Raw genomic sequence first — 26,764 nt, 5'->3', positions numbered from 1 at the left:
AGGGCTCCTGTCAGTTTGTGAACGGAGCCAGACGGAGATTCATATCGCAATTTTCCCGTGTTGGCTGTTGTGGATTTAACACCTGGTAAGGCATGTGGCGCGTTTCGCCTGTACTCGGCTTTGCCTTCAATACGTCAATCTGACGGGTTGAGGGCAGGAGCCAGCGCAATTGTTCGTTTTCACGCCCGACATGCTAGCAAGCGATGCGCGGTCACCTGTCAGGCTTGCCTGCACCATCACATTTTCCAATGACGCGTCATCTTGTAACTTCTCAACTCGCGTGACAGTATCGTTACATGTATATACATGTACTACCGTTTACGCATCCATCCGTTCAACAATAGGTCTCAACGCACCGCGTATGCTGTGTTCCAGTGAGGAAACTATGCCAGCTGAATCACCTGCAGCAGATTATTCAGGCGCAGAGAAACCGCGCCTGTCAGAAACCCGTTCGATTGATTACATCCCGCCGCGCGAACGTCACGGGCAGCCTTTCAGCCAGTTTACCCTCTGGTTTGGCGGTAATCTGCAAATCACCGCCATTGTCACGGGCGCGCTGGCTGTGGTTCTGGGCGGCGATGTGGTGTGGTCGCTGGTTGGGCTGCTGGTCGGCCAAATCATCGGGGCGGGCATCATGTCGTTACATGCCATTCAGGGCCCGCGCCTGGGGTTACCGCAGATGATCACCAGCCGCATGCAGTTTGGTGTATTCGGTGCGGTCATTCCCCTGGTGCTGGTCTGTATAATGTACGTCGGCTTTTCTGCCAGTGGTACGGTGCTGGCGGGACAGGCGCTGGCGAAGCTTATTCACGTCAGCAACGCGACCGGAATGGTGGTGTTTAGCGCCCTTATTGTGGTGATTGCGGTGCTGGGCTATCGTGTGATTCATCAACTGGGGAAACTGGCGAGCGTGATCGGCGTCCTGGCCTTTGCCTATTTGTTCATCACGCTGCTCACCACTCACGACTTATCGGCGGTATGGCAGAATCGCCATTTTACGCTGGCTAACTTTCTGCTGGCGGTCTCGCTGTCTTCCTCCTGGCAAATTGCGTTTTGCCCCTATGTCTCTGACTATTCGCGCTATCTTCCCGCCGATGTTTCCGCAAGGACGCTGTTCTGCTCGGTGTTCTTTGGCAGCATGACCGGCACCCAGGCATCAATGACCCTGGGCGTGATCGTTGCCGCGATCGCCGGTAAGGCCTTTTCAGGCAATGAGGTTGGCTATATTGTGAGTCTGGGCAGCAGCGCCACCATGGCGATGGTGATCTATTTCGCCATCTGCTTTGGCAAAATTACGTTCACCACGTTAAATGCCTATGGCAGTTTTATGTCTCTGACGACCATTGTGTCGGGTTTTCGCCAGCAAACCTCGCTCAGTCGGGCGGGGCGCGTTATGTTTGTCACCTCAATGGTGACGCTGGCCTGCGTGATTGCCCTGCTGAGTGAACCGGCTTTCCTGAAATCCTTTACGCACTTCCTGCTGTTTCTGCTGGCTTTCTTTGTGCCCTGGAGCGCGATAAGCCTGACTGATTTTTATCTCATCACCCATGGCAAAGTAGATATCCCGGCGCTGTCGCAGCCAGACGGGCGCTATGGGCGCTGGAACGGGGCCGGTATTTCGGTCTACTTTCTGGGCGTGCTGGTGCAACTGCCGTTTATCGATAACCCGCTTTATCATGGTTCGCTGACCTGGATCTTTGCCGGCAACGACATCTCGTGGATCATCGGCTGGATTGTGACGGCGCTGCTGTGGCTGCTTGCCTGCCGGTGGGATCGGCGGGGCAAACTTGAAGCGTCTGTCTGCCCGGCCGAATAACCGCGAGACGATCGCCAACCGCGGCGATTGTCTCGCATCATGTCCAACATTCCCGTCTGTCGCCGTCTGCCAGGGCAGGCTTGAACCTGTTACCCTGCGGGGAATTTTCCAGGTGTGCAGCCGATGACGCGCTTAAAGGCTTTTCTGAATGCACTTTCTGACTCGTATCCCAGCGAGGTGGCAATATGCAGTACAGAGTCATCAGTCTGTTGTAAGCGGTCGCAGGCCAACAGCATTCGCCACTGGGTGAGATAGGCAGCAGGAGCCATACCGACGGTTTGGCTAAAGTGTTGTGCGAACGCCGAACGTGACATTCCCACTTGCGTGGCGAGCGTTTCCACTGTCCAGCCCTGTCCGGGGGCATCGTGCATACAGGCTATCGCCGCGCTCAGCTTTTTATCGCGGAGAGCAAAGAGCCAGCCAGTGCGGGGAGTTGTGCTGTCATCGGCGTGCAATCGCAGGGCCTGTATGACCAGCATAAAAGCCAGTTGCTGCACGATAAGCTCGCTGCCCGGCTGAGGGGCGCGCACTTCCTGAGCCATCCGTTCAAGTGCCCAATACATCGCCTTTTTATCTGCGTCTCTGTGAACATGCACCACGGGTGATAAGGAATGCAAAAGCAGGCGTGCAGCGCGGCCAGCCAGTAAAAAATGCCCGCCTACCAGAAAACAACCTGACGTTTCGTGCGTTTTGCTTGCGATATCGGAAATCATTTCAGTCCGGACGGTCTGAAAATCGACCGGTTTTCGCGTTAAGTCTGTTGCCAGTCTGAAAGGGGGGCCGGGAGGTAAAAGATAACACTCTCCAGCGGTGAGCCTGACGGGCTCTGCCAGTCCCTCAACGGACAGCCAGCAGGATCCAAACACGACGGCATAGCATTTGACCCCGTCATGAGCGGGCCATTGGACTGCCTGCGCAGGATCGAGAACAACACCGCCTGAAACGTAACTTTCAGTTTTGAGTAGCGATAACAACTGTGATAGCGGGTCCATAGTCTGCTCCGGACGATCGGACATAAAACAGCGACGTTCCAGCATAGAATGTATTACGCCTCCCGTCTAAATTAGCTGCATCGGGTTGTTAAATGATGGCTGATTCACAGTAAGGACGAACAGGATGCGAATTTTTCTTACCGGCGCGACGGGATTTATCGGCACCGCGGTTGCCGCTCAGCTTATTGCCTCCGGCTACCAGGTTGCAGGGCTGACCCGCAGCCAAAAAGGCGCGGAAGTGCTGGCTGCTGCGGGTGTCGAACCCTTTTTGGGCGACATTAACGATCTTCAATGCCTGCGGCGCGGCGCGTCACTAAGCGACGGGGTTATTCACACAGCGTTTAATCATGATTTTTCCACGTTTGTCGCCCAATGCGAAAAAGACAGGCTGGTGGTTGAGGCGCTGGGTGAAGCCCTGGCGGGAACGCAGCGGCCGCTGATCGTCACGTCCGCCGTCGCGCTGGGCTCTGCAGGGCCTGGCAGCCTGGCAGTTGAAAACCACGTTAACGTTGAACACCGCAATCCGCGTAAGGCGACAGAACGGGGCGCAATGGCGGTCTTAGAAAAAGGGATCAATGTTGCCGTCATCCGGCTCTCTCAGGTGCATAATCCCTTGAAACAAGGGCTAGTGACCTCATTGATTGAAACGGCCCGGCAAAAGGGCGTCTCGGCCTGGGTGGGCGAGGGTCAGAACCGCTGGTCGGCAGTACATATCAGTGATGCTGCACGGCTTTATGTCCTCGCCCTTGAAAAAAATCTGGCGGGCAGGCGCTATCATGCCGTAGCAGAAGAAGGTATTCCCCTGCGCAGCATTGCCGAAACGATTGGACAGGTGCTTAATGTGCCGGTGGTACGCATTGGGGCGAGTGAAGCATCAGCACACTTTGGCGCGTTGAGCAAATTTGTTGCAGAGGACATGTCTGCTTCGGCTGCAATCACCCGCAGGGATCTGGACTGGAAACCACAGGGGCCCGGCTTACTGGCTGACCTTGAGCAGGTTCGTCTGCGTTAAAGGGATAACGACACTGCTCTGCCAGGTCCGCTGCACCCTAAGTAGGCCTGCTCAACGTAACATGCCCTGCCAAAGCGACATCGTTCTGCGCGTCGCCGACCGCAGGCGGCCAGGTGGTGTGCTTTCCCCGGGGAAAACACCTTTTTAAACTGACGGGTAGGAGTGTTTGCCCTCTGCAAGGTGGCGGCTTTGTGTTTGACGTGGCGGTTGTGCGGCAATCGTGCCTGTCTCGCTCGGCATGTTTTGCATCGAAGCCTGGCCTGCCAGGCCTTGCTGCGCTTTCGCGTATTTCCCACGCTACCAGCAGAGCATGTCGGTTGAGTGAAACCGATGGCGATATCTTACTTGCCCGAAAGTAAATAAGTCTTATTTTCAGTCGGTTATGAACACAACGCCGCTAAAAATGGCCGCCTTACGCGGTTTTTATCCGATTAAAGAGGCAGTGGGTCAAATTTTTCATAGACTACTATACGTAATCACGTCGTTCGCAGATAACCGAGAAAACAGCGGTTACTGATTTTAGTGACCTTTCATACAGCCGAAGGCTGTCGATTGCTTGAGAAGGGAAAATGATGTCGTTGATCTTTGATGAGTTCTCAGGGGTGCCAACCTGGGTGCCTGCGGTTTTACTGGTTATCTTTTCGTTAATTGTGGGCTTTCTGTCCCGATTTGTTCTTTTTGTGTTTATTCGCTACTGGCAAAATCGCGACAGAAAACTGTTCAAATCGCTTGAAAAGCATCTACGTGGATCCCTGTTTCTTTTTATTCCCCTACTGCTCATCAATATTGGGGTGAATTATATTAATATCCCCCCAAAATCCCTGAATTTTATCACCGCCACCGCCAATATTTTTATTATCCTGTCGGTCTGCTCGGTATTGATTCGGTTGACGAATGTGGCGCAGGATATGCTCTTCATCCGTTATGACATTAATCTGTCGAATAACCTTCGCGCCCGCAAGATTCGTACGCAATTAATGTATGTCAAAAAGGTCGCCATCGTCATCCTGGTGTTATTCTGTCTGTCCATGATTCTGCTGAGCTTTCCGGGTGTGCGTAAATTTGGCACGACGATTCTGGCGGGTGCTGGCGTAGCCGGAATCATCATTGGCTTTGCACTGCAGAAGTCGCTGGTGAATCTGTTTGCCGGAATCCAAATTGCCTTCACGCAACCGATAAAAATTGACGATGCCGTGGTCGTGGAAAAAGAGTGGGGCTGGATTGAGGAGATCAATCTGACCTACGTTGTCGTGCGTATCTGGGACCTGCGCCGACTGGTTCTGCCCATTACCTACTTTACCGAAAATGCCTTTCAGAACTGGACGCGGAATAACGCGCAAATACTCGGCTCGGTTTTTCTTTACGTGGATTATTCCATGCCGCTGGAACCTCTCCGTCAGCATTTTGAAAAAGTACTCAGTGAAACGAGGCTTTGGGATCAGCAGACGCAGGTGCTCCAGGTCACCGATACCAGCGAAAAAACCATGACCATCAGGTTGTTAATGACCGCACAGAACTCTCCCACGGCCTGGGATTTACGCTGTTACGTACGTGAGAAAATGATTGAGTTTATTCAGCAACATTATCCGCAGAGTTTGCCGCATGTCAGAGCGACGCTGACCGATTCGGAGATGAACGGCCAGGAGGCCAGGTCGCAACCGGGCTCGCTTGGGTGACAGCGCACAGAATACAGATGCGCCGGACGGGGCATAAGCGCTATTGTGCCTGTGTCTGGCGCACTTGTGCAGCCAGTCAGCGGATTCATTCGTTCATCAATCGTTAATCTGTTGTTGGTGAACTGCTCTGAAATCAGGCCCTTACTGGCGAATTTATGACTCACAGGACGTCATGATGAAGAAATTTTTGGCTTTAATGTTTGCGTGTACTGTCCTTGTCCCCTTGAGTGCTGAGGCCGACAGTACCTATGTTTTTTTTCGTCATGGCGAAAAACCCGACAACGCAAGTGGTCAACTGACCTGCAAAGGTCTTAATCGGGCCTTGAAACTTCCTGCAGTGTTGCTGAGCCGTTATGGAAACCCGGATGCGCTTTACGCCTCTGCACCAAAAGAGGATAAAACAGGGAGTTCGCTGCGGCCACTCTCCACGCTGATCCCTCTGGCGGTGCAGGTTTCCAGGCCTGTAATACTGCGCTTTCACGCGGATAAACCCCGTAAACTGGTCTCTGACCTTCTCAATGAGAAACGCGTTCCGCTGACCATGATCGCCTGGGAGCATAAAAATCTGGTCATTGCTGCCCGAACACTTGTTGAAAAAACGGGCGGAGATGCGGGGCTTGTACCTGACTGGCCGTCAGCGGATTTTGATTCAATTTATGTGGTAAAAATTGACGATCGCCAGCACTTCAAATCATTTACTCAGGATGCAGAGGGGCTCAATGACGTTTCATCTCAATGTCCTGACCAGTCATAATTGACGAAGCCGGGGTTTGCTGTGTGGCAGAACGGCATCCAACGCGTAAAGGTGGCGATAGCCTGTTAATATTTTTGACAATCGGTTAAGAGGGATGCGTTTTGATGGACAAAAGTGATCTCACGGAAACGTCTCGGATCAAACATGGGGAAGAGGCGTTTGACGTCACCTTATTGCAGGTTAAGGGGGCGACGCGCTGTATCCTTTTTGCTGCGGGGCTGGGCGGCAGTCCGCTGCGCCATCTTGAACTTCTCCAGACCTTTGCCCGCCATGGCGTTTCCGTTGTCGCGCCACACTTTGAACGGTTGACCTCACCCGTGCCCACCAGAGCTGAATTACTGGAACGCTGCCAGCGGCTTGCGCGGGCTCAGAATGAATTTTGTAGCGGTTATGCGTCGGTTACCGGTGTTGGCCACTCCCTGGGTAGCGTGATTTTATTGCTTAATGCTGGGGCTGTAGCGATGACAAGCACAGGGGAATCGGTTGTTTTCGCCGGCGACCGGATGTTGCATCGACTTATTTTACTGGCACCGCCCGCCGATTTTTTCCAGGCTCCGTCTGCGCTGGCAGCGGTGAACGTACCTGTTCACATCTGGGCAGGTGAAAAGGACAGCCTGACGCCCCCGTCCCAGGCCTGCTTTCTTAAACAGGCACTGGAGGGTTACACGCAGACTTATCTCTGTGTGATGGAAGAGGCCGGGCATTTTACCTTCATGAATACCTTGCCTCCGCAGGTAACCGATTCACATCCGTCGCGGGAGGCCTTTCTTTTAGATTTAGGCGAAAACATAGCCCGGCTGGTGACGGATTAGCACAGAGGGCGGGGCGATGAGATTTTTGCAGGGATAACCTCTTCCAGCTGATACGATTCAATCATACTCATCAAAAGCATCATTTCATCCTGTCTTAGGGGCTACTGTGAAACAGAAATCGAACTATCGCGTGGGTGACTGTGACGTCTTCAAGGTTTCGGAACTTGAGGCGTCATTATCTGTGAGCATGCTATATCCAGACCAGCAGCTGGACGGTCTTTCTCCTGAAAATATCGCGCTTTCGGTGCATAGCTGGATTGTCCGAACGCCAGATAACGTCATTGTCATTGATACAGCGAGTGGTAATGGACGTGAGCGCCCCGGCTCTCCGCTTTCCCACCAACTGGATACGCCTTATGAACAACGTTTTCGCGAGACAGGCATTGATCCCGATGAGGTGGACGTCGTTTTGCTCACCCATCTGCATGGCGACCATGTTGGCTGGAATACCCATCAGGTTGAAGGCAAGTGGACGCCATTTTTCAAAAATGCGCGCTATCACTGTTCCGCTATTGGCCTGAAAAGCTGGCAAAACGATCCGGCAAGAAAAACGGTTTTAGAAGACAGCTTTAACCCGGTGATCGATGCCGGGTTACTTGAGACGTTCGATGTGAGTCAAACGCCGCATTTCGCAGAAGTGTTACGCGTTGTCCCGACACCGGGGCACAGCCACGATCATGCGTCGATTATCCTGCACAGTGCGGGGGAATATGCCTTATTCAGCGGTGACCTGATGCATAACGAGCTTCAGGTCAGGCAGCCTCATCTGGCCTCACGCTTTTGTGCCAACGCAGAGCAGGCTGAAGTTCAACGCCGCTGGGCGATGGAATGGGCTGTCGAGAATCAGGCGCTATGGTTCAGCGCTCACTTTGCCCGAAGTTCCGCCGGTCATATCAATAAAACGGCAAACGGCTTTGAATGGCGTTTTGTCTGAGCCGGTTGGGTTATCTCACGTTGTCATCCTTGCCTGACCTCAGTGCGCCCCAAGTTGAATGGCGGTGCCGGGGCAGGCGGCATCAATCTACAATTTCCCCACGTTGCACACGTCCCCGCGACGTTTGCGCGCAACGGAGAAACGGTTCGCATGGATGCGCCCGGACGCCTGACTATTGGGGTTAACGGTGTATCTGGTGCGAGCGATCTGCCCCTAAAAGGTCAGGGCGTGACCGCGACGTTCGAAAACGGGCTGTAGCCTCACGTTAAGACAGGCGAACTCACGCCGCTGCATGACGCGTGGTGGGCCTTTTTTGCAGGCTCCTGGCGCTATTTTCCCCGCCGGTTGATGTCTGCGCCGTTGCGCGCAGTTATTGATTGTCTTAAAAAGGATCGCAAGGCTTCTGCGGATTCCGTCCGGCATGGGCTTAGGTTTCGCGTCGGTGGCGGGTAGGCGAGCGCTAAGGTGCAGCAAGGTTGTCGCAGTCCGACTGTTTTCTGCACATCGTAAAACGGCGACAAAAAGAGGCCGCAACAGCGGGCATTAAATCGTTTTTCCAGGCAATATCCAGGTCACCGACATTGTCACATGTCACACCTGCCGACACATCGCGGCAGCGGTGACGTTCGGCGGTCGTCATCGCACTTTGTAAACCGGTACTCAGATGGGATTGATAGTCATCAAGCGCATCACGAATGTCAGCCGGTGCGAGCCATTCAAGATGTTTAGCCGGGCACTGGCGAGCGAGTTCAGCCTGATAGATCTGCCAGACATTGGCAACGGGGGGCGCTGCCAGCGCAGCGGTTGTTCCTGCAAACAACAAGACAGCCATCTGATATCGCATGATCATTTTCACCGCTCAAAGCCTTAACGTTCGGCCTGGTTTATTGCGGATAATACCGCTGCATCAGGCTCATCCCTAAAGTCACCCTCAGCTACGGTCGAAAAGCCGGGGTTAACAGGGTGCAGAAAGCCGATCAGCGCCTTTACGTCAGTCTCTGCTGCGCTGAGCGTAAAGGGCACTATAGCACTGCACTCCCTCTTCCAACAGGGCCTCTTATCAGCCAAAAACGGCGTAGAAACCGGGCGCGGTGATCCCGTTGGCGATGCTGGCCTTAAGCCTCGTGAGACGGTGTGATGCATGGCGTGCAGCCAGAAAAGATGCGTTGCAGGGTGGTCCGTTTGGATGCTTCAGGGCGCCGTACGGCAATGTCTCTGATCGCATTACCACATGGACAGGTCGCAACACCGTTCTGCTGCTGGCGCGCTGTTTCGCAGTGCCTGGCAGTCGGCTTACACCAGGGGCACGTGGACAAACAGGATGTTTTCAAAGCCGGACCGGGAAGTGGGAACAACCGTCCAGTACAGTCGGCACCCCTCACAGAAATGTCAGCCCCTGATGAGGGGCAAATCGCGTTTTTGGTCTGAACTCGGGTCTTATCGACAGGCGGGTAACGGTCAGGCGCATTTCCTGTGATTTGACGTGCCGTCAGCCTCCATAAGTCCCTACGACCAGCTTGCCTGCCCGGTTGCAATCTCGCTCAGTGGCTCTTCGCGCCACTGCCAGGGTTGCCGAAGAACGACCCGGCTGGCGAATTTGGCAATACCGATCTCATCGTCCAGCAAACGATCCATCAGGTCCTGAAACCTGTGAAGATTCGGGGCGATGATTTTCAACAGATAGTCATAGCCTCCGCTGATGTTGTAGCACTCTACAATCTCCCGGTACTTACAGGCGCCGGATTCGAATTTGATAAAATCGGATGGGTAATGACTGTTCAGGGTGATTTCGGAAAACACGACCAGGTTATTACCCAGTTTGTTCAGCGTAACCCTGGCTGCGTAACCCGAAATAATTCCGCTCTGCTCCAGGCGTCGGGTGCGCGCCAGGCAGGGACTGGGGCTGAGGCTGATCGCCTCAGCCAGTTCCACTATCGAACACCGCCCCTCGCGCTGAAGATGCTCAAGTATTCTGATATCGGTACGATCGAGGGGTTTAGTGTGCGTCATGGTCAGGTGATTACCTCAGAACAGACTGGGAAGCCCTGGCGGCCGTCGCTTCTGTCAGCGACTGATCGAGGACATCGATTATCATTCCCGCCTGATCTGCCGTCAAGACCAGTGGTGGGCGAATTTTCAGCACGTTGTGGCCCATTGCGCATGCGCTCAGCAGCACGCCTTTTTGACGCATTCTGTTCACCACCTGACTGGTCAGCCAGCGATCCGGGGTGCGCGACAGACGATCGGAAACCAGTTCCACGCCAACGAAGAGGCCGGCACCGCGAACATCACCGATCTCCTCATGCTGTTTACCCAGCGCGGTTATGCCATCAAGCAGCTGTTTGCCTACATCGCGCGCATGGGCAACCAGGCCATCCCTTTCAATGGTTTTCAGAACGGCCAGTGCGGCTGCGCAGGAAACGGTATTGCCCGCAAAAGTATTGAAATACCGTGAGCGTTGACCAAACTCCGCCAGCACGTCAGCGGTGGCCAGCAGACCGGCAATCGGCTGACCGTTGCCCATCGGCTTGCCCAGCGTCACCATGTCCGGGATAACGCCGTGGCGCTGGAAGCCCCACATTGTCTCGCCTGTGCGCCCAAAGCCGGGCTGAACTTCATCGGCAATAAACACGCCACCGGCCCGCTTGATGGCTTCAACGGCACCTTTCATAAAGCCCACCGGACCAGGCAAGATGCCATCGCTGGTGAACAAGGAATCGACGATCAGCGCGGCGGGTTTGATGCCGTGACGCTGCAGGTCGGCGATTGCGTTTTCCACGTCGCGCGTGAAGCGCTCGCTAAGATCGGCTCCCTCAGCATGATAAAGCCGTGGGGCAGGAATCAGGCGCACATGGGCGCCAAGATCCACCGACGTGCCTAAAGAGGGCGAGAACTGAGACACCGCGTCCGTGATGCCGTGATAGGCCGTCTCGGTCACAATAATGCCGGTGCCCCCGGTACGAACTTTGGCAATACGGTAAGCCAGGTCATTGGCCTCACTGCCTGTGCAGGTCAGCATCAGGTGCGCAAGCGCGGTTTCCGGCACGGTGGCCAGCAGGCGTTCGGCCAGTTCCAGAATGGTGTCGTGCAGGTAGCGGGTATTTGTTGCCAGCGTCTGAACCTGCTGACAGATGGCCTCGGTGACGGCAGGATGGCAGTGCCCAAGCGAGGTGACATTATTATAAATATCCAGATAGCGACGGCCCTCAGGATCGAAGAGCCACACGCCTTCACCGCGTACGATATGTAAGGGATGCTCGTACATCAGGCGATAGGCCGGGCCGAGCAGCGCATCGCGCCGTTGAATCATCGCGGCGGTGACCGGTCCCACGTCGACCTGGCCGGGGATATAGGCGTTTACCATATTGAGATCTGTCGTGCTTTTCATACAATTCTCCGGTTTCAGAGTTCAGCCAGCAGTCGGTCACGTGCCGTATCGCGAGACAGATCCGCCATTAAAGACAGCGCCTCCCACGCGGCTGGGTTGTGCCGCATGATATAGGCGCGATTGTGTGGATAGCGAACCGCGCGCCACTCGGTAATCAAAACGGTAATCAGATGACGGGTCGCCATCAGATCGGTCACGAGCGCCTGCTCCAGATCGGTAAGCGGGAGCGTCTGGTGGTAGGCGCCGACAAACTGGGCGGCGCCGGCAAAAGGATCGACGCTGCCTGTCATCTGAAAGGCAGCCGCGGTTGCGACTTCGCCGACCAGGGGGGCATAAAGCATGTCGCCAAAATCGATAATGCCCGTAATACGATCCTGCGCCTCTGGCGCAACCATCACATTGTAGAGATGGAAGTCGTTATGGATAACCTGTGCCCTCAGCGCCGGAAGGCGCGGCAGGATATGGGTGATAAAACGCGTCATAAATTTTTCAGCCAGCCTGCGACGGGTGGGATCGACGAGGTCTTCCAGCTTATCCATCAGGCGATGCGCGGCTGAAACGTTCCAGAGAAGATCGTGGCTGGCAGCGGGATGGCTGAATGCCTGTAAAGCCAGGTCAAGCCGGGCCAGACAGGTGCCCATCGCGCAACGCTGTGCTGGGGTTCTCTCCGTATCCTTAACCTGTATACCGTCTAAATAGGTCAGCATTCTGACGGTCGTTATTTCTCCTCCGTCAAGAGTGACGTTGTCACGCAGGGAGCCCTCTAGCGTTCGCACGACGCGCGGCGTGGACAGCCCGGGCGCAGCCTCGGCGATGTGATTAAGCGCGGCAATCTGAAAATCCACGATGGACAGCGCTTCAGAGGGATTACTGATCTTTAACACATAGCGCGTGCCGTCGGCCTGCTCGATGCAACAGTTCTGATCGCGCTCACTGGCCAGCGGCAGGACGGTGCCCTCAATGCCATATTTTTCAGACACTAAAGATTGGATAGCCGGCAGCGAAAGCGCTGGCGCAGCTGTGCTGAGTGCGACCGCCTTGGGCCTCTGTTCATCAGGCATCATATTTCCTCGTTTCTCCGCACCCAGAGACGCATTAAAGACCAAGCAGGCCGGCAAGCTGGCGGAAGTCGGTGAGCCGATCAACGCCATAACCTTCTAAGGCGGGTTCATGCCCACGATCGATAAACGCTTTGGCCATAAAGCCAAAGTCGGATGCCGTCATCAGGTCATAACGGAAGCTGGAGGAGCAGTGCATCATCTGCTCGGGTCCGCAGCCCAACTGGTCAAACATGTATTCGAAAATCTGTGCACGCGGCTTATAAGCCTGAGCCGCTTCAGCGGTGTACACCGCATGAAAAGGCGCTTTAAGATGGGCGACGCTGTGGGGAATAAGATCCACCATCGAATTCGACAAAATCACTAACGGAATATGTTGAGAGATCAATTCCAGCGTTTCCACAACGTGAGGATGTGGCTGCCAGGTCGGCACCGCGTTATAGAGAGTGAGTGCATCAGAATCGCGGTACTCCACATCATGCGCTTTACAGGCCCGCTGAATAGCGTTTTCAACGACCTGAAAAAACGGCTTCCAGTCACCCAGCACTTCATCAAGCCGGTAGAAACGGAAGCTGTCCAGAAACGCAGGCATTCGCTGTTCTGCAATCCGGTCGGCAAAAAGCCCCTTAGCGGTCGGCCCCATTTCAAAGTTTATGAGCGTTCCGTAGCAGTCGAAGCTGATAAATTTTGGCTGATAAATCATGCGATTAACCTCTTTAATTTGTTTTAAAGAAGTATATCGCTGTGACCGAACAGATAATTTCTTATTGACCCGGTAACGGAGTGGTTTTTGCTCAATTCACAGTGGGGGGCGGCATTATTCATCTGCCGCCAGCCACGCCCTCATGGTCTTCCCGACCTCTCTGCCCGAAAAGCTTAGGTGCAGAGCAGAAATTTATCGGCCACACTTAGCCCAAAGACGTAGTTTGCACCCGCATTGTGTTTTACACTGCGCGCTGAAAAAATTGAGTAGATAAACGATTAGGTAGGCGGTAATGGCGATGAATGGAACAATCACAACCTGGTTTCAGGATAAAGGCTTTGGCTTTATCAAAGATGAAAACGGTGATAACCGGTATTTTCACGTGATTAAGGTCGCCAACCCTGATCTGATTAAGAAAGATGCGGCGGTGACGTTTGAACCCACCACCAACAATAAAGGGCTGTCGGCCTTTGCGGTGAAAGTCCTGCCCGAAAGCAAATACATTTTTATCGCGGGTGAGCGAATCAAGCTCACTGCCATCAAGTCTTATGTGGTCTTCAGCGAGGAAGTGCCTGCCAGCAGCCGTATCGATAAAGAAAATACGGTGCTGTCTGTGGGCATCTTAATGAACAATATCAAACCTAAATCCGCAGCCCAGGCCGATGAGATGCGTACGTTGAAAAAACTGGCCATCACCACCTTTCAGGGCGCAACCTTAATCTTCTCTGAAGATGAGATAGACATTGATGCCACGGTAAAAATGCTCAAGGTCTGACATCATCAGACCTGTCTGCCAGTGCTCGCCAGACAGGGCGCTGGCGGCGTTTATGCCTTCTTTTATCTCTCTTCGCGCCTTCCCGCCTGTGACTAACAGGTTTGTTATATTCCAGTGCGCGTCTTGATGAGCTTACAGACTTCCTTCAACGTCGTCTCTGTTGCGCATAGCCGATTGCGTTAGCGAACCACCGGCTCCCTCTCAGCCAGCATCTACAGGACGCTAACCCGGGGATGAGCGACTGACGGATACCGGACCCAACGGTGGGAACGTCACGACATCGCGCATACAACGTCCGCTCGAATCTTAAGTGCGCACCACATCAGCGTCTGCAATCTGCTATCGCCTCAGGTATAATCCCGCCCATTCCTCATCAGATTCAGAGAACAAGATGGCAAAACTCACCTTACAAGAGCAGCTGTTAAAAGCAGGATTGGTCACCAGTAAGAAAATGGACAAGGTCCAGAGAACGGCCAAAAAATCGCGTGTTCAGGCCCGCGAGGCGCGCGAAGCTGTAGAAGAGAACAAAAAAGCCCAGCAAGAGCGTGACAAGCAGCTCAATGAACAACAACGGCAGGCTGTGCTTTCAAAAGAGTACAAGGCGCAGGTGAAGCAGCTGATTGACATGAACAAAATCGACATTTCCCGAGGTGATATCGGTTTTAACTTCACAGATAACAACCTGATTAAAAAAATCATGGTGGATAAGCCCACCCAGGCACAACTTATCAATGGCCGTCTGGCGATCGCACGTTTGCAGGTGGATAACAGCGAAGAGAGCCATTACGCCATTATTCCCGCGAGCGTTGCTGATAAAATTGCCCAACGTGATGCCAACAGTATTGTCTTAAACAGTGCGCTGAGTCAGGAAGCCCAGGATGAAGACGATCCCTATGCCGATTTCAAAGTACCCGATGATCTGATGTGGTAATGATTGCAATCAGGCGGGATAACCGCTGAGCCTTGCTGCAAAGTGCTGCGCACTTTCGCCGCAGGGCTCGTGCCGTTTGCAGCCATAATCAAACCTGATCCGATCGCTTTCGGGATCGAAACGCAGCGACTTTCATGCGATTGCCACAGGTCGCCATGCTGCACCAGCGGCGGCGGTGCGATTTACTGAGGTCATGGAAAAGCAGGATACAGTCATGTGCTTCACACTGGCGCACGTACGTAAAGCTGTCACTGACAACAAGCTCGACCAGTGCGTTGACCACCGGCCAAAGCAGGATGGCTATGCTTATCTCCTCGTGGCTAACCGCGATCTGGTATCGCTGCGCGTCATCATCCCACGCCAGTCGCTTCGTCGGGCGCCCGTCCTTATAGAGCCTGTTAAGAACAGTCAGATCCGCAGATAAGCCATTCATCGCAGCATCGACAAGTGCACGTGCACTGTCGCGGAGCGCCCGCGCTTCATGTAACAACCCATCAGGTGCCTGCAAAGGCGCGCCATCCGGCAAGATCCCTGCCATCTCCAGCCAGAGCATCACGCGTCGATCGTCGCTGAAACAGTCATGTCGCTGCTCGTCCACGCCGTATTCACTATTGATAAAGTCCAGTGCGAGGTTATCCGCCAGGAAAAGGAAGTCGTGGGTGTTGAGATCGGGGTTCATAGCTGCCTGTAACTGTTAAAAACATATTTGACAGGTTAGCAAAACAGATCGTAACCTTCAAATAATAACTTTAACGGTTACATCATAAGGAAACATCATGGCGGCTTCAAAATCCATTACGACGACAGACAGTTTGCGTACGCAAGACGTTAACGATGCACAGCAACGGGATGGCGTAAAATACCGCTACGAACAGGTTGGCGACGTCAATGTGTTTTACCGCGAAGCGGGCGATCCCAACAGGCCGACAATACTGCTGTTACATGGCTTCGCGGGATCCTCATTTATGTTCAGAGACCTGATCCCGCATCTTGCCGGGCACTACCACGTGATTGCACCCGACCTGCCTGCGTTTGGCTTCACGGAATCTCCGGCACGAGGCGAATACGTTTACGCCTTCAGCCAGCTGGCAATCACTATTGAACAGTTAACGCAACAGCTTAAGCTGGAGCGCTATGCGCTGATGGTTCATGACTATGGCGCCCCCGTCGGCTGGCGGCTTGCCGTCAGTCATCCGGAACGGATTACGGCCATTATTTCTCAAAACGGTAACGCCTATGAGGAAGGACTGGGTGAGGGCTGGAAACCGATCCAGCGCTACTGGCAGGAGCCCAGCCAGGAAAACCGTGACGCGCTGCGAGACTTCCCAACGCCAGCTTCGATCAAATGGCAATATCTTGAGGGCGTGCCCGATAAAAGTCGTGTCTCACCGGATGGTTACACGCTTGAGGGTTTGCACATTCTTCAGCCGGGTAACGCGGAGATTCAACTCGATTTGCTGCTGGATTACGCATCAAACGTGGCGCTGTACCCGGCGTTTCAGAACTACTTCCGTCAGTTTCAGCCCCCCTTGCTGGCGGTGTGGGGAAAAAACGATCCTTTCTTCCTGCCGGCTGGTGCCGAGGCGTGGAAACGGGATCTGCCCGATGCGGAGATTCGCTTCTATGATACCGGACACTTTGCGCTGGAAACGCACGGTCTGGCGATCGCTGCGGCTATTACCGACTTTCTGAACAACCTGCACCTGAAGTAAACTGGTGCCGTGAGCCGTGACAAGAAGAGGCGTTTGCGGGCTGGAGCGGCCCGGCACAACAATGTCAGCCGTGTTCCTGGCGCCCATGTGAAGGCGTTGCGTTAAAACGGGCTGGGGCTGACGATGTGAAAGGGCTCACCGGTAACGGGATGAATAAACTGCAGTTCACTGGCATGAAGCATTAACCTTGGCGTCTGTTCCATGCCCGGCAGCAAAAGCCCCCCGTAGAGGTCACAGCCTAAAATCGGATGGCCCAGCAGTTGGCAGTGAATACGTAACTGATGAGTGCGACCGGTTTCTGGGATCAGCGTCACGCGCGTCAGGGGAATCACTCTGGCGTCATCCCGTTTAAGGTTAAAACGCTCAACAACCCGATAACGGGAACGGGCAGGCTTGCCCCATTCGGCGCAAATAGACATCCGTGGAAACCGGGCTGGGTCTTTCGCGATGGGAGCATCAATGATGCCTTCTTCATCCGGTAAATGCCCGCACAGCAGGGCGCTGTAGTGCTTAGCCACCGTGCGCGCGCTGAATTGCTGGCTGAGCGCCGCGTTAATGGTTTTGTTACGCGCCACAACCATCAACCCGGAGGTGCCAAAATCCAGCCTGTGCACCAGTGTGCAGCCGGGGAAGATCGTCACCAGGCGATAGTGTACCGAGTCCAGGTTTTGGGGGTTTTTGCCTGATAGGCTCAACAGCCCACTGGGCTTGTCGATCAGCACCAGATGGTCGTCCTGATAGAGAATGCGTATCTCCTCATGGCACGGCGGGGCAATAAAAGTATCAACAATCGTAGACATCAGTGTGCCAGGGGCGTGAACAGGCGCTGATGATAACGAATTTTCACCCCCCAGGCGAATGGGGCGCTATAAGCGTCAGCCCGGAAAGGAAAAAAGTCTGATACCGGCTTGCAAGATCGCGAGTCTCTGTGTCGACCCGGTATCACATCGCGCTATTCATTTGGTTTTACCCTGTTCCCGGCGGCAAACGGCGACGATCGTATCACGAAGCCAGCGGTGCACCGGGTCCGCGTGCAGTCTTGGATGCCAGATAGCCAGCACCTTTATCACCGGTGTAGCCACAGGCAGATCGAAATGCACCAGGTCGGCGCGCCGGTTGGGCCCGACCAGCGCGGATGAGGGTACCAGCCCAATGAGGTCTGTCTGGCAAACAATATTGATGGCGCTGCTGTAAGTCGGAACGGACATCAGAATGTCCCGGCGCAGTTGAAGCGCATCAAGCGCGGCGTCAACAGGCCCAGAGCGGGCATTATTTCTGGACATGACGATATGCGAAAAGCTGGCATAGCGCTCTGCCGTCACGCCTGGGTTATCCAGCAGCGGATGATCGCGTCGGCAGATGCCCACAAAGTGGTCGCTGAATAGCAGCCTGGTTTTGAGTTCCGGCGCATCCGTACCCAGCACACCAATTTCAAGATCAATCTTGCCTTCACGCAACGCCTGCGGCGCTTTATCTGATTTATTGACGAAAATGAGTCGTAGCCTGGGCGCGGTCTGGCGAAGCTCGTTAAGCAGCGCGGCGGCGGTTAAATCGATAAATCCTTCATTCGCCCGTATGACGATGCTGCGCGCGGTTGTAGAAAGATCGAGGCGTTTATCTGCGGGGCGCAGCAGGGCGAACGCGTCCATAGTCGTCTCATGGACGCGCGTGGCCAGTTCAGTGGCATAGGGCGTTGGAACCATATTATGCCCGGCCTGAACCAGAAGCGGATCGCCGGTCGCCAGGCGTAAGCGGCCTAGCGTGCGGCTCATGGCGGAGGTACTGAGCCCCAACCGCTTCGCTGCGCGTGTCACGCTGCACTCTGTCAGCAAAGCATCCAGCGCAGTGAGTAAATTCAGATCAATATCAGGCATAAAGTCAGACCCTTGCATCAGACGCAATCTATTATTGCATCCTGTGCGTCTGGCTCAACTGTTCTTTGCGCATTAAAGTCGTTATTTCCGCAACCAGCAGGAGTAACGTCTATGACGCTTTATTCATCTCAGGCCGACAAGCCCAAAATGTTATTAATAGGTGCCTCACGAGGTATCGGGTTGGCCATGACCAGTGAGCTGCTCAGCCGCGGCTGGGAAGTGACGGCAACGGTGCGTAACAGCCATCCCGAGGCTATGCAGGATTTGTCTGCACGTTATCCGCATGCACTTACCATTGAACAACTGGACATCAACGATACCGATCAAATTTCTCAGCTTAATTCGCGGTTGCAGCATCGTTGCTATGACGCGCTTTTTGTGAATGCCGGAACGGCGAATCCCAACCAGAGTGAGACGATTGGAGAGGTCAGTACCGAAGATTTTATTCACGTCATGGTAACGAATGCGCTTTCGCCAATGCGGGTTGTTGAAACCTGTCAGGATCGGGTCAGAGCCAACGGACTGATTGGCGTCATGTCATCCGGTCAAGGTAGCGTGGGGGATAATGTGAAAGGGGGAAGAGAAGTGTATCGCGGCTCTAAAGCCGCGCTGAATCAATATATGCGAAGCTATGCGGCACGGCAGGCGCGCTATCATCCGGACCGGGCTTTATTACTGCTGGCACCGGGCTGGATCCGCACGGCTCTGGGCGGTGAAGAGGGGGCCTTTAGCCTTGAGGAAACCCTGCCTGATATCGTGAACGTCATCGAGCACAAGCGGGGCCGACCGGGGCTGGAGTATCTGGATCGCTTTGGCAAGCCGGTGACGTGGTAAACCGCCATTCAGTGATGGAAAGGGTGATATTCAGGCCTCTTCTGTGAGGGCATCCGTGGGCACTGCTGAACCACAGGTGCCCGTCAGCTGCCTGAAGGTTCCCGCGTACCATCATGCTTAACCGACACTAAGCCATGAGTATTCATCAAAAATTAATGAAAAAATCCTAAAGCTTTTTCCCTTTTACCCGTTATAGAAGCTGGAATCCGGTTGGAAATCCTTAAAGAGACAATCGGAAACAAGGGCTTTTTACGTAAAGGGAATGCGATAAATATGAGCAAGTTATTAATAACGGGTACGTTGTCATTAGTCTTTCTGGTGGGATGCGCAGGTAAAAATAATGCTCAGGTCGTTAAGGCCGATAACGGCAGCACGCTGACTGTTGAGACGATTTATGCGCCAGTGGATATGAATAACAATCACTACTCAGACGTAAAACTGCGCGAAGTCACACCGGTGAGTACGGGTGCGGGTGTGGGCATGTCTGTGCTAACGGCAGTGTTAGGTGGGGGAATCAGCACCGGCTCCTTTGACAAAAACAGTTATAAAGGCACCTCTGTTGATGCGCTGCCCGAACCTACGGCGCACTATTTTACCCCAAAAGCCGTAGTGAAAATAAAAAGCTGGCTCGATAAAAATGGCAACGGATATGCTTATACACAGCCGCTGTTCATTGCCGCGGCGCAATGGTCACTGGTTTATAGCGATATGTCGGCCAATAACAGCAACTACGATTTAACCTACCGCGTGCTGTTCTATAAACGTCCGGAAGGCGGCAATATTCTCAGCGCCTATGTGGTATCAGAGTGTGCACCGAAACCGGCGACAGCACCGCTCAGTGACTGGAAGGCCAACAATTACGCTAAAGTGACCCAGGAAACGCAAAAGCTGATGGATGCCTGTGTTCTTGAGCTTGATAATCAACTGCCACGTTTATTGAAAAAATAAATGCCAGGCCTGCCTGCCGCTGTTACGTGGCAGGCAATGAGTGATCCAGGCCTGTGCCCTTTGTACAAAGAACGTCTAGCCCGTATGTTAATTTCTGCTGCCAGATAACCCTTTTGCATCAGCCTACTGACTGCACAGAAACAGGCTCGAATTGACGCAGAACCTCATAACGAAACAGATAAAAAAGAAGAAGCAAAGCCGTGACTCAAGGCGTACTGATCCGATTGTATTACCTCGGGTGATTCACGGTTGACCGCCTGAGTTGATAAGGTCGGCGGCAAGCCATAAAAAAACGGGCCAGCAATCTGACCCGTTCGCAACGTCTCAGCAATCTTAACGCTTCATATGGTAGTACGCATCGTTCCAGCGCAGGGCATCCTTAAACGCAGGCAACTGGGTATGTTCGTCAATCACCAGCACCTCAATGCCGTGCATCTCACCGTACAGATACATATCATCCAGGCTCAGTGCCTGACTGAACACGGTATGGTGCGCGCCGCCCGCCAGGATCCAGGCTTCAGAGGCCGTTGCCAGCGATGGCTGAGCTTTCCACAGCGCACGGGCCACGGGCAGTTTTGGCAGAGGTTTGGGCTGCTCAATGGCGTCCACTACGTTCACCAGCAGGCGGAAGCGGTCACCCATATCGATCACGCTGGCGTTGATGGCACGGCCTGCCGGAGTTGAGAAGATCAGTCGTGCTGGATCGGCTTTGTTGCCAATGCCCAGGAACTGAACGTCAATCAGCGGCTTCTCTTCCAGCGCGATGGACGGGCACACCTCCAGCATATGTGAACCCAGTACTAAATCGTTGCCCGGTGAGAAGTGGTAAGTGTAATCCTCCATAAAGGAGGTTCCGCCGGGACGATCGCCCGCCAGCACTTTGAAAATGCGCAGCAGGGCGGCCGTTTTCCAGTCCCCTTCGCCTGCAAAACCATAGCCCTGGCCCATCAGGCGCTGTACCGCCAGGCCGGGTAGCTGGGTCATGCCATGCAGCGTCTGGAAGTTGGTGGTAAATGCCATACAGCCTTCATCGTCCAGAAAACGCTTCAGGCCCAGCTCAATGCGCGCGGCATCCAGAACGTTTTGCCGCTTTTCACCGCCGACGGCGGCCACATCGGTGAAGCGGTACTGGCTCTCATACTCATCGACCAGTGCATTAACATCGCCATCGCTGACGCCGTTAATCACTTCGACCAAATCGCCCACGCCCCAGCCATTGACGGCATAGCCAAATTTGATTTGTGCCGCGACCTTATCGCCTTCCGTTACGGCCACTTCACGCATGTTATCGCCGAAACGGGCCACTTTCAGGTGCTGACTGGCCTGTTTGGCCAGCGCGGCGCGCATCCAGTTGGCCACGCGCTGTTGGCTGTGTTTATCCTGCCAGTGGCCGGTCACCACGCTGTGCTGCAGGCCCATACGTGCGCCGATAAAGCCAAACTCACGACCGCCGTGAGCGGTCTGGTTCAGGTTCATGAAGTCCATGTCCATGCTGTCCCACGGAATTTCGGCATTGAACTGGGTATGAAACTGCAATAACGGTTTCGTTAATACGTTTAAACCGCCGATCCACATTTTGGCCGGCGAAAAAGTATGAAGCCAGGTAATGATGCCCACACAGTTTTGATCGTGACTGGCGTCACGGCACAGCGACAGCGCTTCATCTGGCGATTTCACCAGCGGTTTGAGTGCCAGGCGCACAGGCAGCCCCGCCTGATTCAGACCTTCCACCACCTGACGGGCATTCTGCTCAACCTGACGTAACGTTTCCGCTCCGTAGAGGTGCTGTGTACCAATGACAAACCACACGTTGAACTGTTGCATAAACCACTCCTTTACTTAGCGGAAGCGGAACGTGCGGCATAATGAGGTTCTGCCGTCACGCACCATTGTTGATAGCGTTGATAAAGTTCCTGATAGCGCGCGACGCGCTGCGGATCGGGCTGCAGCGTGACGTCAATCGGGCTGGCCATCACGTTCTGTGCCTGCTCGACGTCGCGGTGAACACCGGCGGCCACGGCGGCGAAGATGGCGGCGCCCAGGGCGCAGCATTCATCTGAAGAGACGATATCCAGCGGGCGATTCATCACGTCGCAGCAGGCCTGCATAATGGCGGGAGACTTACGGGCAATGCCGCCCAGGGTCAAAATGTTCTCAACCGGAATATCCTGCTGCTCGAAGCACTCCATGATGGCGCGGGCGCCAAATGCGGTCGCCGCAATCAGGCCGCCAAACAGGGCAGGCGCATCGGTGCCGAGATTAAGATCGGTGATCACACCTTTAAGGCGCTGATTGGCGTTCGGTGTACGGCGGCCATTGAACCAGTCCAGCACCACCGGCAGATGATCCAATTGCGGATTGGCGGCCCAGGCGTCAGTCAGGTTTTTGATCAGCGACTTTTGCATCTCTGCCAGTTGCGGTTTCAGTTCAGGATGGTGCTGCGCCGCCTGCTGTAACGGCCAGCCGAGCAGGCGACTGAACCAGGCATAAATATCGCCAAACGCCGACTGTCCGGCTTCCAGACCCATTGCGCCCGGTACCACGCTGCCATCGACCTGTCCGCAAATGCCTTTGATCGCGCGGTCGCCCACCTTCTCAGTATCCGCAATCAGAATGTCGCAGGTGGAGGTGCCAATCACTTTCACCAGCGTGTAGGGCCGTGCGCCTGCGCCCACTGCACCCATATGACAGTCAAAGGCACCGCCTGAAATCGTCACCTTCTGGGATAATCCCAGGCGCTGTGACCACTCGGGACTCAACGTGCCCACCGGCAAATCCGCGGTCCAGGTGTCTTTAAACAGGGGAGAGTCAAGCTGCTGAGTAAGATGGGGATCGAGCGCATTCAGAAATTCCACATCCGGCAAGCCGTTCCAGTCGCCGTGCCACAGTGCTTTATGACCTGCGGCGCAGCGTCCACGGCGCAGTTTTTCTGGGGCAACGGTATCGCTGAGCAATGCCGGTACCCAGTCGCACAGTTCAACCCAGGAGACTGCGGCCTCGCGCACAGCTGCATCGTGACGCGTCACGTGAAGGATTTTTGCCCAGAACCATTCAGAAGAGTAAATACCGCCAATGTAACGGCTGTAGTCGGTAAAGCGGCCGCTACGGCACAGCTGATTGATCTCTTCGGCTTCTTCAATTGCCGTATGATCTTTCCACAGCACAAACATCGCGTTCGGGTTTTCAGCAAATTCAGGCCGCAGCGCCAGAACCTTGCCGTCACGGTCAACAGGCGCGGGCGTGGAGCCGGTACTGTCAACGCCGATACCGACGACGGCAGCGCGTTGTTCTTCACTCAACGCATTTAACACCTCGAGCATCGCCTGCTCCATGGCATCAATGTAGTCTTGTGGATGGTGACGGAAGCGGTTGCTGTGAGGATCGCTGTAAAGGCCTTGCTGCCAGCGTGCATAGTTTGCCACGGCACTTTGCAGCTCCTGACCAGAGTGACAATCCACCGCCAGCGCACGCACCGAATCACTACCAAAGTCCAGTCCCAGGGTGATGGCTTCAGTACGCATTTGAATCTCCTGTTATGAATAAACCTCCTTATCCTGTGATGTGTAAGAAATAACGGTTAGTCACGGCTGGCTGAGAATATGCACTTTTCTGCCATCAGCAGTGAAATTGTGATCCATTGCAAAAGTTAAGAGACGGTTAAATTCGCTGAATATATGGATCATTCTGTCGTGATTTTAAGATGTGATACCGCTCTACATTTTTCTTCTGCATTCCCGCTAAAAATAGGCCAACGTTTAAGCAGGCTACCATCGCGGCTCGCGCTAACGTCCTGATTTACTTCTGTACCCCTAAAAGAAAGTTAACTGGTAGCGTTTACACCAATTCGTTTTTAACAGCGATAAAACAACTAGCGCCGGAGAGCATCATGCATAAATTCACTAAAGCGTTGGCAGCCATTGGGCTGGCAGCGGTTATGTCACAATCAGCTATCGCCGAGACCATGAAGCTGGGTTTTCTGGTCAAGCAACCCGAGGAGCCGTGGTTCCAGACGGAATGGAAATTTGCCGATAAGGCCGGGAAAGATCTGGGCTTCGAGGTCATCAAAATTGCCGTTCCGGACGGTGAGAAAACCCTCAATGCGATAGACAGCCTTGCGGCAAGCGGCGCGAAAGGTTTTGTTATCTGTACACCGGATCCCAAGCTGGGCTCGGCCATTATGGCAAAAGCACGGGGCTACGGACTGAAAGTGATTGCGGTGGATGACCAGTTCGTCAACGCCAAAGGCAAACCCATGGATAGCGTGCCGTTAGTGATGATGGCGGCGACCAAGATAGGTGAGCGCCAGGGTCAGGAACTCTATAAAGAAATGCAAAAACGCGGCTGGGACGCAAAAGACACGGCGGTGATGGCGATTACGGCGAACGAGCTGGATACCGCCCGTCGTCGTACCGGGGGTTCGATGGATGCGCTAAAAGCCGCAGGATTCCCGGAAAAACAGATCTACCAGGTGCCTACCAAGTCCAATGATATCCCTGGTGCATTCGATGCGGGTAACTCTCTGCTGGTTCAGCACCCGGAAGTGAAACACTGGTTGATTGTCGGCATGAACGACAACACCGTGCTGGGCGGCGTGCGCGCAACCGAAGGACAGGGCTTTAAAGCCGCTGACGTCATCGGTATCGGTATTAACGGTGTGGATGCGGTGAGTGAACTGTCGAAGGCCAACGCAACCGGCTTCTATGGATCTCTGCTGCCAAGCCCGGATATCCACGGTTATAAGAGCAGCCAGATGCTCTACAACTGGGTGAGCAAAGGTCAGGAACCGCCGAAATTCACTGAAGTCACCGACGTGGTGTTAATCACCCGCGACAACTTTAAAGCCGAGCTGGCGAAGAAAGGGTTGATGTAACAGCAGGCTGCTGAGGCAGCACAGGTAAAGTCATTATCGGGCCACAGAGAAAGCAGGGGTTTTACAGCGTTACCCAATGGGGTAACAGGATAAATCCTTAACTGCCGGTGGCCCGAATCATCAACGCCATTTTTTGGAGAAACCATGAACACTGATTCAGCCTTTCTGTCGTTTCATGGCATCAGTAAAACCTTTCCCGGCGTCAAAGCGTTACAGGACATCTCTTTTGAGTGCCACGGTGGTCAGGTGCATGCGCTAATGGGAGAAAACGGTGCCGGTAAATCGACACTGCTTAAAATCCTCAGTGGTAGCTATCTGCCGAGCGGCGGTGAAATTCGTATCAAAGGAAAGCCGGTTAATTTTCAGCACACCACTGACGCGCTGGACGCGGGCGTGGCGATTATCTACCAGGAACTGCATTTAGTCCCCGAAATGAGCGTGGCAGAAAATATTTATCTCGGTCAGTTGCCGCACAAGCGCGGGCTGGTCAACCGAAAACTGCTGCGTTACGAAGCCGGACTGCAACTGAAAAACTTAGGAATGGACGTTGATCCCGACATGCCGCTGAAATACCTGTCTCTGGGGCAATGGCAGATGGTGGAAATTGCCAAAGCGCTGGCGCGGAATGCGCGCATCATTGCGTTTGATGAGCCCACAAGTTCACTGTCTGCACGGGAAATCGATAACCTGTTCCGGGTTATCCGTCAACTGCGGGCAGAAGGGCGCGTGGTGCTCTACGTTTCGCATCGTATGGAAGAGATCTTTGCCCTCAGCGACGCCATCACCGTTTTTAAAGATGGCCGCTATGTTCGAACCTTTACCGACATGGCCAACACGCATCACGACGATCTGGTTCAGGCGATGGTCGGGCGTAATCTGGGCGACATTTATGGGTATTCGCCGCGTGAAAAAGGCGCCGTGCGGCTCGAACTGCAAAATGTGGAAGCGAAGGGCGTCAGAACGCCGATTTCGCTCAATGTGCACGCGGGCGAAATTGTCGGCTTATTTGGCCTCGTTGGCGCAGGGCGCAGCGAGCTGCTGAAAGGGCTGTTTGGCGCAACGCGACTGCGTGGCGGTCAGGTGCTGCTGGATGGCGAACCGCTGAAGCTCAGCGCCCCAATCGATGCTATCCGTGCTGGCGTGATGCTCTGCCCGGAAGATCGCAAAGCCGAAGGCATCATTCCGGTACATTCGGTCCGCGACAATATCAATATCAGCGCCCGTCGCCATAACCTGACCGCCGGATGCCTGATTAAAAACGGCTGGGAAGCCACGAACGCTGACCGTCATATTCGTTCGCTCAACATCAAAACACCGAGTGCCGATCAGCTGATCATGAACCTCTCTGGCGGCAACCAGCAAAAAGCCATTCTGGGGCGCTGGTTGTCAGAGGAGATGAAAGTGATCCTGCTTGATGAGCCCACGCGCGGCATTGACGTTGGGGCCAAGCACGAAATTTATAACCTGATTTATGCGCTGGCAAACAAGGGCATTGCGGTGCTGTTTGCTTCCAGCGATCTTCCGGAAGTGATGGGCCTTGCTGATCGCATTGTGGTCATGCGTGAAGGGGCTATCGCCGGAGAAATACTGCATGACGAGGCTACGGAGCAGCAGACGCTGAGCCTGGCTATGCCTAAAACGACACAAGCGGCCGCCGTGGCCTGACAGGAGAGTA

General features: G+C 54.2%; 25 protein-coding genes. 14 read left to right on the top strand and 11 right to left on the bottom strand.

Annotation, left to right across the window (positions count from 1 at the left end):
• Positions 1 to 385: 385 nt before the first annotated feature.
• Complete coding sequence (locus PAGR_RS11790) at positions 386 to 1,816, top strand: purine-cytosine permease family protein (protein ID WP_014605908.1); 1,431 nt, start codon at positions 386 to 388, stop codon at positions 1,814 to 1,816.
• 89 nt (positions 1,817 to 1,905) lie between these two features.
• Here PAGR_RS11790 and PAGR_RS11785 read toward each other — a convergent pair whose 3' ends face one another.
• The gene (locus PAGR_RS11785) at positions 1,906 to 2,808 is read right to left on the bottom strand and encodes an AraC family transcriptional regulator (protein WP_015700373.1); all 903 of its coding nucleotides are present in this window, start codon (positions 2,806 to 2,808) and stop codon (positions 1,906 to 1,908) included.
• A gap of 124 nt (positions 2,809 to 2,932) precedes the next feature.
• Here PAGR_RS11785 and PAGR_RS11780 point away from each other — a divergent pair, with 124 nt between their 5' ends.
• The 6 genes from PAGR_RS11780 to PAGR_RS23690 all read left to right on the top strand — a co-directional run bounded on the left by PAGR_RS11780 (position 2,933) and on the right by PAGR_RS23690 (position 8,254).
• Positions 2,933 to 3,820: an SDR family oxidoreductase gene (locus tag PAGR_RS11780; RefSeq protein WP_014593635.1), complete on the top strand. Its 888-nt coding sequence runs from the start codon at positions 2,933 to 2,935 to the stop codon at positions 3,818 to 3,820.
• 572 nt (positions 3,821 to 4,392) lie between these two features.
• Entirely contained in the window at positions 4,393 to 5,496 is a 1,104-nt protein-coding gene (locus tag PAGR_RS11775) for a mechanosensitive ion channel family protein (protein ID WP_015700371.1), read from the top strand.
• A 172-nt stretch (positions 5,497 to 5,668) separates the two neighbouring features.
• Complete coding sequence (locus tag PAGR_RS11770) at positions 5,669 to 6,250, top strand: histidine phosphatase family protein (RefSeq protein WP_014605907.1); 582 nt, start codon at positions 5,669 to 5,671, stop codon at positions 6,248 to 6,250.
• Between the two features lie 104 nt (positions 6,251 to 6,354).
• Complete coding sequence (locus PAGR_RS11765) at positions 6,355 to 7,062, top strand: alpha/beta hydrolase (protein WP_014605906.1); 708 nt, start codon at positions 6,355 to 6,357, stop codon at positions 7,060 to 7,062.
• A gap of 106 nt (positions 7,063 to 7,168) precedes the next feature.
• Positions 7,169 to 7,996, top strand: a complete 828-nt coding sequence (locus PAGR_RS11760; protein WP_014605905.1) for an MBL fold metallo-hydrolase — start codon at positions 7,169 to 7,171, stop codon at positions 7,994 to 7,996.
• Between the two features lie 42 nt (positions 7,997 to 8,038).
• Positions 8,039 to 8,254: a type 2 periplasmic-binding domain-containing protein gene (locus PAGR_RS23690; RefSeq protein WP_141653841.1), complete on the top strand. Its 216-nt coding sequence runs from the start codon at positions 8,039 to 8,041 to the stop codon at positions 8,252 to 8,254.
• Positions 8,255 to 8,456: 202 nt separating this feature from the next.
• On the opposite strand, the gene PAGR_RS11750 is transcribed toward PAGR_RS23690, so the two are convergent.
• The 5 genes from PAGR_RS11750 to PAGR_RS11730 form a co-directional block, all read right to left on the bottom strand.
• Complete coding sequence (locus tag PAGR_RS11750) at positions 8,457 to 8,840, bottom strand: hypothetical protein (RefSeq protein ID WP_202631234.1); 384 nt, start codon at positions 8,838 to 8,840, stop codon at positions 8,457 to 8,459.
• Positions 8,841 to 9,502: 662 nt separating this feature from the next.
• Positions 9,503 to 10,006, bottom strand: coding sequence for an Lrp/AsnC family transcriptional regulator (locus PAGR_RS11745; RefSeq protein ID WP_014605903.1), 504 nt, complete (start codon positions 10,004 to 10,006; stop codon positions 9,503 to 9,505).
• 10 nt (positions 10,007 to 10,016) lie between these two features.
• Positions 10,017 to 11,384 (bottom strand): aspartate aminotransferase family protein, encoded by a 1,368-nt coding sequence (locus PAGR_RS11740; RefSeq protein ID WP_014605902.1) that lies wholly within the window; start codon positions 11,382 to 11,384, stop codon positions 10,017 to 10,019.
• A 14-nt stretch (positions 11,385 to 11,398) separates the two neighbouring features.
• Entirely contained in the window at positions 11,399 to 12,364 is a 966-nt protein-coding gene (locus tag PAGR_RS11735) for a phosphotransferase (protein ID WP_237711066.1), read from the bottom strand.
• A gap of 115 nt (positions 12,365 to 12,479) precedes the next feature.
• A complete protein-coding gene (locus tag PAGR_RS11730) occupies positions 12,480 to 13,145 on the bottom strand; it encodes a haloacid dehalogenase type II (RefSeq protein WP_014605900.1) in 666 nt (221 codons plus the stop codon).
• A 292-nt stretch (positions 13,146 to 13,437) separates the two neighbouring features.
• Here PAGR_RS11730 and PAGR_RS11725 point away from each other — a divergent pair, with 292 nt between their 5' ends.
• Together PAGR_RS11725 and PAGR_RS11720 are read left to right on the top strand one after the other, a co-directional pair.
• A complete protein-coding gene (locus PAGR_RS11725) occupies positions 13,438 to 13,920 on the top strand; it encodes a cold-shock protein (protein WP_013025692.1) in 483 nt (160 codons plus the stop codon).
• A gap of 391 nt (positions 13,921 to 14,311) precedes the next feature.
• A complete protein-coding gene (locus PAGR_RS11720) occupies positions 14,312 to 14,851 on the top strand; it encodes a DUF2058 domain-containing protein (protein ID WP_014593642.1) in 540 nt (179 codons plus the stop codon).
• An 88-nt stretch (positions 14,852 to 14,939) separates the two neighbouring features.
• Here PAGR_RS11720 and PAGR_RS11715 read toward each other — a convergent pair whose 3' ends face one another.
• Positions 14,940 to 15,530, bottom strand: a complete 591-nt coding sequence (locus PAGR_RS11715; protein WP_013025694.1) for a CGNR zinc finger domain-containing protein — start codon at positions 15,528 to 15,530, stop codon at positions 14,940 to 14,942.
• Between the two features lie 97 nt (positions 15,531 to 15,627).
• Between PAGR_RS11715 and PAGR_RS11710 the strand changes: the two genes are divergently transcribed.
• Positions 15,628 to 16,563, top strand: coding sequence for an alpha/beta fold hydrolase (locus PAGR_RS11710; RefSeq protein ID WP_014605899.1), 936 nt, complete (start codon positions 15,628 to 15,630; stop codon positions 16,561 to 16,563).
• Positions 16,564 to 16,664: 101 nt separating this feature from the next.
• On the opposite strand, the gene PAGR_RS11705 is transcribed toward PAGR_RS11710, so the two are convergent.
• Positions 16,665 to 17,363, bottom strand: coding sequence for an RluA family pseudouridine synthase (locus PAGR_RS11705; protein ID WP_014605898.1), 699 nt, complete (start codon positions 17,361 to 17,363; stop codon positions 16,665 to 16,667).
• 156 nt (positions 17,364 to 17,519) lie between these two features.
• Positions 17,520 to 18,437 carry a LysR family transcriptional regulator gene (locus PAGR_RS11700; RefSeq protein ID WP_024471576.1) on the bottom strand — a complete coding sequence of 306 codons (918 nt, stop codon included), beginning with the start codon at positions 18,435 to 18,437 and terminating at the stop codon, positions 17,520 to 17,522.
• Positions 18,438 to 18,548: 111 nt separating this feature from the next.
• Between PAGR_RS11700 and PAGR_RS11695 the strand changes: the two genes are divergently transcribed.
• Positions 18,549 to 19,271, top strand: coding sequence for an SDR family NAD(P)-dependent oxidoreductase (locus PAGR_RS11695; RefSeq protein ID WP_014605896.1), 723 nt, complete (start codon positions 18,549 to 18,551; stop codon positions 19,269 to 19,271).
• 210 nt (positions 19,272 to 19,481) lie between these two features.
• Complete coding sequence (locus PAGR_RS11690) at positions 19,482 to 20,219, top strand: hypothetical protein (protein WP_014605895.1); 738 nt, start codon at positions 19,482 to 19,484, stop codon at positions 20,217 to 20,219.
• Between the two features lie 333 nt (positions 20,220 to 20,552).
• On the opposite strand, the gene araA is transcribed toward PAGR_RS11690, so the two are convergent.
• Together araA and PAGR_RS11680 are read right to left on the bottom strand one after the other, a co-directional pair.
• Positions 20,553 to 22,043, bottom strand: a complete 1,491-nt coding sequence (gene araA / locus PAGR_RS11685) for an L-arabinose isomerase (RefSeq protein WP_014593649.1) — start codon at positions 22,041 to 22,043, stop codon at positions 20,553 to 20,555.
• Positions 22,044 to 22,054: 11 nt separating this feature from the next.
• A complete protein-coding gene (locus PAGR_RS11680; RefSeq protein ID WP_013025701.1) occupies positions 22,055 to 23,740 on the bottom strand; it encodes a ribulokinase in 1,686 nt (561 codons plus the stop codon).
• A 365-nt stretch (positions 23,741 to 24,105) separates the two neighbouring features.
• Between PAGR_RS11680 and PAGR_RS11675 the strand changes: the two genes are divergently transcribed.
• A complete protein-coding gene (locus PAGR_RS11675) occupies positions 24,106 to 25,089 on the top strand; it encodes an arabinose ABC transporter substrate-binding protein (RefSeq protein WP_013025702.1) in 984 nt (327 codons plus the stop codon).
• A gap of 144 nt (positions 25,090 to 25,233) precedes the next feature.
• Positions 25,234 to 26,754, top strand: a complete 1,521-nt coding sequence (gene araG / locus PAGR_RS11670) for an L-arabinose ABC transporter ATP-binding protein AraG (RefSeq protein WP_013025703.1) — start codon at positions 25,234 to 25,236, stop codon at positions 26,752 to 26,754.
• Positions 26,755 to 26,764: the final 10 nt, after the last annotated feature.

Origin of the sequence: Pantoea ananatis PA13 (assembly GCF_000233595.1) — a bacterium.
GTDB classification, from domain to species: Bacteria; Pseudomonadota; Gammaproteobacteria; order Enterobacterales; family Enterobacteriaceae; genus Pantoea; species Pantoea ananatis.
This window is presented reverse-complemented; position numbering and strand designations above follow the sequence as displayed.